Raw genomic sequence first — 10,289 nt, 5'->3', positions numbered from 1 at the left:
GACGGCCACTCGGACGCGAGCCGGGCCGCGAACGGGCAATGCCAGGTCTCGCTGCGCTCGAAAACGGAGGTTGAGCCGGTGTGGGCGCGCTGGGCGGTGACCCATAAACCTGGATGCTCACCGAACCTGTCGCATCTGCCGGGAACTGTCGCGGTCGGGTGCGTGGACTGCGCCGTAATATTCGGCGTCGCGGCTCGGTAAGCTGCTCATTCGTGGTTTCGCCCAAGTCCGAGGACGCTGCGCTGGATAGACGTACCCGATTGCTGGCCGCCGCGGCGGTGACGCTGGGGAGGCTGTCGGATGTGCTGACGCCGCTGGGCGAGATGTTCGCCGCCGGGGGGCATGAGCTGTACCTGGTCGGCGGCAGTGTGCGCGACGCGGTGCTCGGCAGGCTGGGGACCGACCTGGATTTCACCACCGATGCGCGGCCGGAGGTGGTCCAGGACATGGTGCGCGGCTGGGCCGACCATGTGTGGGACACCGGCGGCCTGGCGTTCGGCACGGTCAGCGCGGCAAAAGGCGCCGAGCAACTGGAGATCACCACATTCCGCGCGGACAGCTACGACCGGGTGTCTCGCAACCCCCTGGTGACCTTCGGCGACTCGCTCGAGGACGACCTGGTGCGCCGGGATTTCACGGTGAACGCGATGGCGGTCAGGATCGGCGCGGACGGCGCGCTGGAGTTCGTCGATCCGCTCGGCGGGATGGACGCGCTGCTGGGCGGGTTGCTCGATACGCCTGCCGCGCCAGAGGATTCGTTCAACGACGACCCATTGCGCATGCTGCGCGCCGCGCGGTTCGTCGCCCAGCTCGGCTTCGAACTGCACCCGCGGGTTCGGGCCGCGATCACCGCGATGGCCGCGGAGATCGACCGGATCACCGCGGAGCGGGTGCGCGTCGAGCTGGACAAGCTGATCGCGGGTGCGCACCCGATCGACGGCATCAACGTCATGTGCGAGACCGGGCTGGCCCAGCGGGTGCTGCCCGAGGTCCCCGCGATGAAGCTGGAGATCGACGAGCATCATCAGCACAAGGACGTCTACTGGCATTCGCTCACCGTGTTGGAGCAGGCCATCGACCAGGAAGAAGGCGATCCAGACCTGGTGCTGCGCTGGGCCGCGCTGCTGCACGACATCGGCAAGCCCGATACCAAGCGCAACGAGCCGGGCGGCGGCGTCAGCTTCCACCACCACGAGGTGGTCGGCGCGAAGATGGTGCGCAAACGAATGCGGGCGCTGAAGTATCCGAAGCAGTTCACCGAAGACGTGGCCAGGCTGGTGTTCCTGCATCTGCGCTTCCACGGCTACGGGAAAGGCCAGTGGACCGATTCGGCGGTCCGGCGCTACGTCACCGACGCCGGCGATCTGCTCCCCCGCCTGCACAAACTCGTCCGCGCCGACTGCACCACCCGCAACAAGCGCAGGGCCGCCGCGCTGCGCGCCACCTATGACGATCTCGAAGTGCGGATCGACCGTCTGCGGCAGCAGGAGGACCTGGCCAAGGTCCGCCCGGACTTGGACGGCAACGCAATCATGGAGCTGCTCGGCCTGCCGCCCGGCCCCGAGGTCGGCCGGGCCTGGCGTCATCTGAAGGAGTTGCGCCTCGACCACGGACCGCTCACTCGCGAGGAAGCCGAGTCGGCACTGCTCGAGTGGTGGAAAACGCAGAGCTGACCTGGTCAGAAGACGATCAGCGTGGTGCCGGCCAGGATCGCGGAGCGGATCTGCGCGAGATCGAACGAACCGGCGACTTCGGACAGCTCGACCCGGAACCGGATCAGCTCGTCCTCCCGGGTGGCGTACGCGATCCGGGCGCCATTGGGGAGCTGCTCCAGCAGCACGGCGGGGACGCCGATCAGCCCGCGCGGGATCGGAATGCCGAACCAGCTCGCCCTGCGCACGGCGATGTCCAGCCGATTGTCCGTGACGGACGCTTCGACCAGCGCCGTGACCGCTCGTCGGCGGTGCCTGGCCCGGATGAAACCGGTTTCGTGCAGGTCAAGGGTCCAGCCCAGCGGCTGGGTGTTGAGCCACCCGATCAGCGCCCTCGCGGTGACCGTGCCGTCCAGGTCCAGTTGTGCGGCGCGGACCTTCGTGGGGACGCCCGGAATCAAGCGGACGCCGTGTGCGATGACGGTCACGGCCTCGATCGAATGGTCGTCCCAGCGCAGCTCCGACAACACCGTCTTGGTCTGGAAGTGCGCGCCGCGGCGGCGCACCTTCAGCACCTGCAAGGTGGCCCGCAGGTCGTGACCCAGTAGCGTCGCACGGACCTCTTGCCCGCCGAACCGGCTCAGGATGCCCTCGCTGAGCATCGTCATCAGTACATCGGGCAGCAGCGCCGTGACGGTCCCGGAGCCGAGGTCGGCGACCGGATCCAGCCAAGCGCTGCTCAGCGAGACCCACTGCTCCAGCCAGGATTGATCGAATAACCGCTTGCCGAGATCGACGGCCCGTGACGGCGACCAGGACTTCGGATCGAAATACATGGCCATGATTGGACAGAGCGTACTCGGCGAGGCCCGCCGAACCCGGGATCTGTGAGCCAGGTCGCGCGAGGGGCGCATTTGCCGGGACGAACGCCTCGGTACGAGAATCGGAAGTCCGCCACAACAGGGAGCTGGGAGAACGCACATGGCGCTGGATCTCAACAGTGATCTGGGCGAGGGCTTCGGACCGTGGACGATGGGCGACGACGCCGCCATGCTCGACATCGTCACCAGTGCGAACATCGCCTGCGGTTTCCACGCGGGCGACCCCGTGATCATGCGCACGACCTGCACGCTGGCCGTGGCGAAAGGGGTGCGGATCGGCGCCCACGTCGGATACCGCGACTTGGCCGGATTCGGCAGGCGCGAGATCGCTGTCGCGCCCGGTGAGCTGCGCGACGAGGTGCTGTATCAGATCGGCGCCCTCGACGCTTTCGCGAAGGCCGCGGGCGATCGGGTTCGGTACGTGAAACCACATGGTGCGCTGTACCATTCGGCCGCGCGGAATCGGATGCTCGCCGACGCGGTGCTCGGCGCGATCGTGGCGTACGACCAGCGGCTCGGCTTGCTCGGCCCGGCGGGCAGCCAGCTGGAACTGGCCGCGCAGGCCGCCGGAGTCCGATTCGTCGGCGAGGGTTTCGCCGACCGCGCCTACACGCTCGACGGTTCGCTGGCTCCCCGTGGTGAGCCCGGCGCGGTGCTGCACCCGGCGGATGCGGTGGCCCAGGCGGTTTCGATCGCCCAGTCGGGCACCGCGCGAACGGTCGACGGATCCGGAGCGGTAGCGGTGCGCGCCGCGAGCATCTGCGTGCACGGTGATTCCCCCGCGGCGGTGGAGATGGCCCGTCGGATCCGCGCCGCGCTGGTCGAAGTCGGCGTGCCGGTGGAGCCGTTCGGCTGAGGCGGGGTATGACGACGGAGGGTGCGGTGCCCGGCGCGGCTCGCCACGAGGCCGAGATGGCGATTCGCGCGGTCGGCGATCGGGCGCTGTTGGTGACGCCGGAGCGGCGCGAGGTCGTCGCGGAACTCGTCACGGCGCTGCGAGCCGGACCGATCCCGGGTGTGCAGGACGTGCTCCCAGCCGCGGAAACCGTACTGCTGACGTTGGATTCACCGCGCGACCGTGATGCGGTGCGACGTGCGCTGACCACCATACTCGTCTCGCTGCGCGAACTGGTCGGCGATGTTTCCCGGGAAACCATGCCGGACAGTGCTTTCCGAGCCGATCCGGTGCTGGTCCCGGTGCGCTACGACGGCGCCGACCTGGACGAGGTGGCCGGACTGCTGGAACTCAGCACCGCCGAGGTGATCGCCGCGCATACCGGCACGGTGTGGCGGTGCGCGTTCGTCGGATTCGCACCCGGCTTCGGCTATCTGGAATCGCCCGATGGCCGGCTGTCCGTTCCACGCCGCGCGCAGGCGCGCACCGCGATTCCCGCGGGCGCCGTCGCGCTGGCCGGCGGTTATAGCGCGGTGTATCCCCGCAATACACCGGGTGGATGGCAGCTGATCGGGACCACCGAACTCAGGATGTGGGACGTCGAGCGCGATCCGCCCGCGTTGGTCCGCGCCGGCGACACGGTCCGATTCGTCGACGCGAAGGAGGCCGGATGATCGTCATCGAGCAAGTCGGTCCGCTCGCGACCATTCAGGATCTCGGCAGGCCGGGCTGGTTCGATTCCGGTGTCGGTCCCGCGGGCGCCGCCGACCGCGGGTCGCTGCGGTTGGCCAATCGGCTGGTCGGCAATCCGGAGGGCCACGCGGCGATCGAGGTGCTGCTGGGCGGGTTCGCGATGCACGCGGAAGAACATGTCATGCTGGCGGTCACCGGCGCTGCGGCGGCCGCGACCGTCGACGGCAGGCCGGTGGGGCACGCCAGTGTGCTGGAACTCGAGCCGGGACAAGGGCTTCGGCTCGATTACGCGTCCGTCGGACTGCGCAGCTATATCGCGGTGCGCGGCGGAATCGATGTACCTCGAACACTCGGTTCGCGTAGCCGCGACACCATGTCGGGATTGGGGCCGGAGCCGTTGACGGTGGGTGATCGCCTCCCGATCGGCCCGTCTCCGCACACGATTCCGGTGGTGGATTTCGCCCCGGTGGCCGAGCTGCCCGCGGACGTCGTCACGGTGCATGCCATGCTCGGTCCCCGCGACGACTGGTTCACCGATGCAGCCGCCTTGTTCGACGGCCTGTGGTCTGTCTCGCCCGATACCGATCGGATCGGCGCGCGACTCGATCGCCGAACCGGCCCGCCGCTGACCCGCAAGGACACCCGCGAGCTGCCGACCGAAGGCATGGCGCTCGGATCGATCCAGGTGCCGCCGAGCGGGCAGCCGGTGGTCTTCCTCGCCGATCACCCGATCACAGGCGGCTATCCCGTGATCGCCGTGGTCATCGATGCGGATGTCGACGCGGTCGCGCAGGCGCGTCCAGGTCAGCCCGTACGGTTCGTCCGCACGGCCTGACCGCCGCTCGAATCCAGCTCGGCGTGCAGGAGATACACGTTGTAGCTATCCCACGCCGAGAGCATGAAGTACAGATCCTCGCTCGTCGACCACGGATGGATGAACCCGCCATAGGACTTCGGGTAGTCGGCGGTGGACACCAGCGGGATCGCGTCGGTCCACGCGCCCTGTGGACTCGACGCGGTGCGCAGCACGATCGCGCCCCGCGCCGAATCGAGGTAGACCATCTGCCACTGTCCGGTCTCCCGGTCGTAGCGCACCGACACCTCACTGGCCATGCCGAGCACCAGCGGGGTGGCTCGGTTCTCGGCCGCTGGCGCCCAAGTGCCGCCCACCCAGTACTGATAGGCGGATTTGTTGAGCACTTGGTGCTTCGGCACCCTGGCCAGCCCGATCACACCGATGCGCCCGTTCGGGGTGCCGAACATGTAGACATAGTCGCCCTGCGGCACCATCGCCGCCACCTGGAATCTGCCGAGGCCGAAGAAGTTCTCCCACCTGGCATGCTGGTCTTTCTTCCAGGTGCGCCCGTCATCGTCGGAGTAGGCGATGCCGCCGTAGTTGGTCCACCACAGGCCAGGAATGCGGCTCCACCGATTCACCGACATGTAGCTCAGGTACTGCCGGTTCCCGATGGCGAACCCGGAGGTCGGGATGGTGGTGGTCTCCCAGTTCTTGATCTTGCGGCTGCCCAGGATCTCGGCGGCGTGACAGCGGCTGTCCTGCGCGAAGGTATCCAGGGTCAGACCGTCGGAGAGGTCGCGATCGGTGCTGAAGCCGATCACGTTGCTGCGCCAGTCCTGGTCGTCGTTGCCCGCGCCACCGCCGCCCCAGCCCTTGCCGAAGGTGTCGCCGAACACCACGGCGACCTCGCCGGGCCTGGTCTCCCACATCAGCCCCAGGTCGGTGCCGTCGACCTGCCAGCGCATGTCGGTCCGGTTCTCTGAGCCGTGCCCGGTCACCTGCTCGACCAGCCGCACCGACTCGACCTGCGGCGCGGTCACCGGCGCGGCGAGCGGGCCCGGTTCGGCCGGATGCACGACGTGCGGCGGCGCGGGCTGCGGCTGCTCGCCCGGACCGCCTGGCACCGGAATCGGAATCGGTTCGATCTCCGGCTTGAACTCGATGCGGGGAAGTTTGACCGGCTCACCGGAACCCGAGCCGCTGCCGGAACCGGAACCACTGCCGGAACCTGAACCTGAACCACTGCCCGAACCCGAGTCGTTGCCCGAGCCCGAGGCGGACCCGGAATCGGCGCCCGGATCGGTGCCGGTCCCGGGATCGGTGCCGTTGTCCGACTTCGGACTCGGCTCTGCATCCGGCTCCGGCGGTTTCGGGTTGTCTCTGATGTCCGGGCACGGGTTGTCACACGGATTCGCCGGCAGAGGTTCGGGGACGATCCGCGTGTTGTCCTGCGGCGGGTCGGGCACCGGCACCGGGGTGATCTCCGGGATCGGCACCGGAATGTCGATCTGCGGCGGCACCGGTGGAGGCGGCGGCTGCGAGGGATCGGGCTCGCGATTGAGCGGATCGAAACCTATCTCACCGCAGCTGTTCACCGGCGGTGGCGCCCATGGGAACGGTGCTGCCTGCGCGGCGGGCGTCGGCATGGTGAGAACGCCCGCGAGCAACGCGCCGAACAATGCCGCTGCACAAGGGGATCTGGTTCCGGGTTCGCGCATCACGTCGGCTTGCCGGCGGCTATCCGAGCAACGGGTGAGCGGTAGCGGGCCGGGTCTTCCACGAGCCGAGCAGGTTTCGCTCCGCATCAGGCTGCGTCGCCGGAAAACCCATGTCGTGTTGCCTCCTGTCGGTCAGCCGCCGACAGGTCAACATACCGGAATCAGTCCCGTGAACGTGGGACGAGAATCGGAAAACGCCGGGTTGTGGAACCGGCGCGGCCGTGCGTGCGTCCAAAGGGATATGGACGAGATCGAGTATGTGTTCGGCACCGGCGACGGGTCCGTGCACGTGTGGACCAGCCAGGCCGACCTGGAACTCGGCGATACGGGCACGGCCGACGCGGTGCGGCTGGACTTCGACGGAGACGGCAGCGCGGACGACGCGTTATGGGATTCCTCCGGCTCCGGCGTCGCCGATATCGCGGCGCTGGACCTGAACGACGATGGTGTGCTCGACCACTTCTTCACCGACCCCACCGGCCTGGGCACCTGGAATCACCAGATCACCGGCCTGCCCGGCGACGCGGCGAGCGAGCCGCTCGACTGGATCGTGCGCATGGAGCAGCAGATGCCCGATCGCCTCGTCGGTGGTGCGCAGCCGCCGGATGCGTGCCCGGACGCCGATCACCCCGTCGGACCGTCCGAGCGTGCGCAGGTCGACGCTCTGCCCGAGCACTTGGCGCACTGGTCGAGACGCAACGGACGAAACCTCGGCGAGGAGCCGTTCATCGCGTGAGCGCGTCGCGTCGCGTGTTCAGCGCGATGGCCGCTATACCCGCGCCGTAGACCGCGGCGCCGGCGAGAACCACGGCCAGCGACCGGCCGTCGTCCGGAATCACCAGAGCGGCAGCCGCGATCGCCAGCACGAACGTGATGTTGAAGACGGTGTCCTGGAGCGCGAACACCTCGCCGCGCCGTGCGTCCTCGATGTCTATCTGCATCGTCGCGTCACCGGTCAGCTTGATCGTCTGTCCGGCCAGCCCCAGCAGGAACGCGCCGACCAGCAGGAGTTCATGCGCGCGCTGCATCGCGCCGGAGTCGGCGAACGCGATCGGCGTCACCAGCGTGAGCTGCACCAGCATGGCGGTGATCAGACCGACGACCACGGTCCGCGGTCGCCCCAGCCTGGGGATGAGCAGCGGCGCCACGACGGCGGCCACCAGCATGCCCGCCGCGGTGGCGGCGATGGCGACGCCGAAACCGACCAGGCCACCGCTGAGCCCGGAACCGTCCACCGGAGCCTGGCGCAACACCAGCACCATGATGAGCGAGTTCACGCCGAAGACGATCCGGTGCGTGCCGATGCCCAGCATCGCCGTGGTGACCTGCACCGATCGCCACACCGCCGTGGCGCCGTTGCGCAATCCGGTGGCGATCGCGTGCACGGTGTTCTCCCGCGCCGCCGCGTCGGAGGCGGGACCGAGCACCCGTCGACGGAACCCGGCCGCCAACACCGCACCCACCACCGACCCTGCGCCGCTGACCGCGACCGCCATCGCCGAGGCGAAGTCACCCGCTCCGATCAGTCCGATCATCCCGACCGCGGTGGCCGCGCCCAGGCCTGCGCATCCGGAGGCGACCGTGGCGAACACCGAGTTCATCGGCACCAGCCACGCTTGCGCCAGCACCCGCGGCAGCGCCGCGGACACACCCGCCAGCACGAAACGGCTGACGCCGACCACGGCCAACGCCAGGAGCAGCAGCGGCGTCTCCCCGATACCGGCGAGCAGCCCCACACTCACCATGGCGATCAGGACCGCACGCAGCACATTGGCCACCAGCAGCACGATGCGCCGATCCCAGCGATCCAGCAGCGCGCCCGCGTACGGACCGATCAGCGAATACGGCAGCAGCAGCACGGCGAAGCCCGCCGCGACGGCCAGCGGATCGGTTTCCCGCTCGGGATTGAACAGGATCGCGCCCGACAACGCGGCCTGGAACATGCCGTCGCCGAACTGCCCGGCGAACCGCACCAGGGCCAGGCGCAACACACCCGGGCTTTCCCGCAGTGCCGCGCGCAGCCCGATCGGCCGTTGCTCCGCCGGGGTGCGGCCTTCGGCGTGACCAGTCGACACGTCCGCAGGGTACTTCGTTCCTCGACGGCGCCGCACACTCGGCTGCGGCGCGCGAATCACGCGCCGCGCGAATCAGACCCGATCCACCAGTGTGCTCACCGTCCGCCGGGTGTCCGGCGCCATCGGCAGCTCGTCGAGCGCGCCCGCGTCGATCCAGGCGAACGCATCGTGCTCGCGCGGCGCCAGAGCGACATCACCGGGTTCCGCCTCCACGACGAAGCTGTATTTACGCACTTTCGACTTGGTCCGGGTGGCGTAATCGAATCCACCCAGGAATTCGGTGATCGCGCGCACGCGCAACCCCGTTTCCTCCAGCAATTCCCGCGCTACGCACTCGGCAAATGTCTCCCCCGATTCGACGCCTCCGCCGGGCAGTTCGTACAAACCGCCGCGGTAGTCCTCGGCCGCCCGGCGCACCACGAGCAGTCTGCCCGCGCGGAACACGGCGATGCCGATCACGAAATGCGCGATGCCGTCGCGCCGCGCTTCGCTGCGGAGTCGCCGTTCGATCCGGGCGAGGTCATCGGGTCCCAGCACGTCGTTACCTCCGGTTGGCATTGTGGCGTTCGGCGATCGGCACGGGCCTCGATATCCGACGAGGTGGCCCGGCATTTCGACGTACCGGTTGGTTCTGCTCGCCTCCCGTTCACCCTCCGGTCGCTCGCGTAAAATGCCGAGTGCAGCTCAATTTACTAGGAATGCGGAGTACCGCGGCGCAAGTGCCCTACCCTGAATGGCGATCGGTGCACGGTCCCGAGAGGAGGACCATGATGTCCACACTCACGACACCACACATCGACGTCCATCGGGGTGGCGACCGCATGAAGACGCGGGTCTCCTGGTTGGATTCGAAGCACTCGTTCTCCTTCGGGGAACACTACGATCCCGAGAACACCCACCACGGCCTGCTGCTGGTCAACAACGAGGACATCGTCTCCCCCGGCCAAGGCTTCGACACCCACCCGCATCGGGACATGGAGATCGTCACCTGGGTGCTCGGCGGCAGCCTGGTGCATCAGGATTCCCTGGGCCACAGCGGCGTCATCTACCCCGGTCTGGCCCAGCGGATGAGCGCGGGCACCGGCATTCTGCACTCGGAGAAGAACGACTCGTGGCGGCTGGACGGCCGCACCCTGGAACATGACGAGCCCGTGCACTTCGTGCAAATGTGGGTGGTGCCCGACGAGCCGGGGCTCGCCCCCGGCTATGAACAGCTGGAGATCGACGACGAGCTGGCCGGCGGTGGGTTGGTGACGGTCGCCTCGGGGTTGCCCCGATATCGCGACCGGACCGCCATCGCTATCAACAGCAGTCATTCGGCGCTGCACGTCTCACGGATGACCAGCCCGGGCGCCGAACCGGTGGTCGAACTACCCGACGCGCCCTACCTGCACCTGTTCGTCGCGCGCGGAGAGGTGGAGATGGAAGGGGTCGGCCTGCTCTATGAGGGCGACGCGGTGCGGCTGACCAGGACCGGAGGCCAGCGCGTGATCGCGCGGCAGCCTTCGGAGATCCTGGTGTGGGAGATGCATGCGCGATTGGGCGCCCAGTAGCCGGTGCGCGGAAGCGCTCGGCC

11 protein-coding genes are annotated in these 10,289 nt (G+C 68.5%); 7 read left to right on the top strand and 4 right to left on the bottom strand.

From position 1 onward, the window contains the following. Together NA4_RS42035 and NA4_RS02490 are read left to right on the top strand one after the other, a co-directional pair. The coding region (locus NA4_RS42035) for a hypothetical protein (protein ID WP_218022233.1) at positions 1-201 on the top strand (201 nt) is incomplete at its 5' end. Between the two features lie 11 nt (positions 202-212). Further along, entirely contained in the window at positions 213-1,673 is a 1,461-nt protein-coding gene (locus NA4_RS02490) for a CCA tRNA nucleotidyltransferase (protein WP_067463149.1), read from the top strand. A gap of 5 nt (positions 1,674-1,678) precedes the next feature. Here the strand turns inward: NA4_RS02490 and NA4_RS02485 are convergent, their stop codons facing one another. Then, complete coding sequence (locus NA4_RS02485; protein WP_067463146.1) at positions 1,679-2,494, bottom strand: hypothetical protein; 816 nt, start codon at positions 2,492-2,494, stop codon at positions 1,679-1,681. 139 nt (positions 2,495-2,633) lie between these two features. On the opposite strand from NA4_RS02485, the gene NA4_RS02480 reads away from it, so the two are divergent. The 3 genes from NA4_RS02480 to NA4_RS02470 are packed head-to-tail and all read left to right on the top strand — an operon-like array spanning position 2,634 to position 4,956. Continuing rightward, the gene (locus NA4_RS02480; protein ID WP_157128751.1) at positions 2,634-3,389 is read left to right on the top strand and encodes a LamB/YcsF family protein; all 756 of its coding nucleotides are present in this window, start codon (positions 2,634-2,636) and stop codon (positions 3,387-3,389) included. An 8-nt stretch (positions 3,390-3,397) separates the two neighbouring features. Further along, positions 3,398-4,102, top strand: a complete 705-nt coding sequence (locus tag NA4_RS02475; RefSeq protein WP_084496731.1) for a 5-oxoprolinase subunit B family protein — start codon at positions 3,398-3,400, stop codon at positions 4,100-4,102. Then, entirely contained in the window at positions 4,099-4,956 is an 858-nt protein-coding gene (locus NA4_RS02470) for a 5-oxoprolinase subunit C family protein (protein WP_067463143.1), read from the top strand. The genes NA4_RS02475 and NA4_RS02470 overlap by 4 nt, the downstream gene beginning before the upstream one ends. On the opposite strand, the gene NA4_RS02465 is transcribed toward NA4_RS02470, so the two are convergent. Beyond that, positions 4,926-6,566 carry a glycoside hydrolase family 183 protein gene (locus NA4_RS02465; protein WP_157128754.1) on the bottom strand — a complete coding sequence of 547 codons (1,641 nt, stop codon included), beginning with the start codon at positions 6,564-6,566 and terminating at the stop codon, positions 4,926-4,928. The two genes, NA4_RS02470 and NA4_RS02465, sit on opposite strands and share 31 nt — an antisense overlap. 313 nt (positions 6,567-6,879) lie before the next feature. Here NA4_RS02465 and NA4_RS02460 point away from each other — a divergent pair, with 313 nt between their 5' ends. Beyond that, entirely contained in the window at positions 6,880-7,374 is a 495-nt protein-coding gene (locus tag NA4_RS02460; RefSeq protein ID WP_067463137.1) for a hypothetical protein, read from the top strand. On the opposite strand, the gene NA4_RS02455 is transcribed toward NA4_RS02460, so the two are convergent. Both NA4_RS02455 and NA4_RS02450 read right to left on the bottom strand, forming a co-directional pair. After that, positions 7,364-8,665, bottom strand: a complete 1,302-nt coding sequence (locus NA4_RS02455; protein ID WP_067463212.1) for an MFS transporter — start codon at positions 8,663-8,665, stop codon at positions 7,364-7,366. The genes NA4_RS02460 and NA4_RS02455 overlap by 11 nt on opposite strands. A 120-nt stretch (positions 8,666-8,785) precedes the next feature. Next, complete coding sequence (locus NA4_RS02450) at positions 8,786-9,250, bottom strand: NUDIX hydrolase (protein ID WP_245671048.1); 465 nt, start codon at positions 9,248-9,250, stop codon at positions 8,786-8,788. A 233-nt stretch (positions 9,251-9,483) separates the two neighbouring features. Here NA4_RS02450 and NA4_RS02445 point away from each other — a divergent pair, with 233 nt between their 5' ends. Then, positions 9,484-10,266 carry a pirin family protein gene (locus NA4_RS02445; protein WP_067463210.1) on the top strand — a complete coding sequence of 261 codons (783 nt, stop codon included), beginning with the start codon at positions 9,484-9,486 and terminating at the stop codon, positions 10,264-10,266. The last annotated feature ends 23 nt before the right edge of the window (positions 10,267-10,289 follow it).

It is taken from the genome of Nocardia amamiensis NBRC 102102 (assembly GCF_001612745.1).
Classification (GTDB): domain Bacteria; phylum Actinomycetota; class Actinomycetes; order Mycobacteriales; family Mycobacteriaceae; genus Nocardia; species Nocardia amamiensis.
The sequence above is the reverse complement of the archived record's forward strand: the minus strand, read 5'-3'. Positions and strand labels throughout refer to the sequence as shown.

Coding starts and splice junctions, on each gene's coding strand:
- NA4_RS02485 (WP_067463146.1), bottom strand. CDS start 2,494: ATGGCCATGTATTTCGATCCGAAGTCCTGGTCGCCGTCACGGGCCGTC.
- NA4_RS02460 (WP_067463137.1), top strand. CDS start 6,880: ATGGACGAGATCGAGTATGTGTTCGGCACCGGCGACGGGTCCGTGCAC.
- NA4_RS02480 (WP_157128751.1), top strand. CDS start 2,634: ATGGCGCTGGATCTCAACAGTGATCTGGGCGAGGGCTTCGGACCGTGG.
- NA4_RS02470 (WP_067463143.1), top strand. CDS start 4,099: ATGATCGTCATCGAGCAAGTCGGTCCGCTCGCGACCATTCAGGATCTC.
- NA4_RS02475 (WP_084496731.1), top strand. CDS start 3,398: ATGACGACGGAGGGTGCGGTGCCCGGCGCGGCTCGCCACGAGGCCGAG.
- NA4_RS02445 (WP_067463210.1), top strand. CDS start 9,484: ATGTCCACACTCACGACACCACACATCGACGTCCATCGGGGTGGCGAC.
- NA4_RS02465 (WP_157128754.1), bottom strand. CDS start 6,566: ATGCCGACGCCCGCCGCGCAGGCAGCACCGTTCCCATGGGCGCCACCG.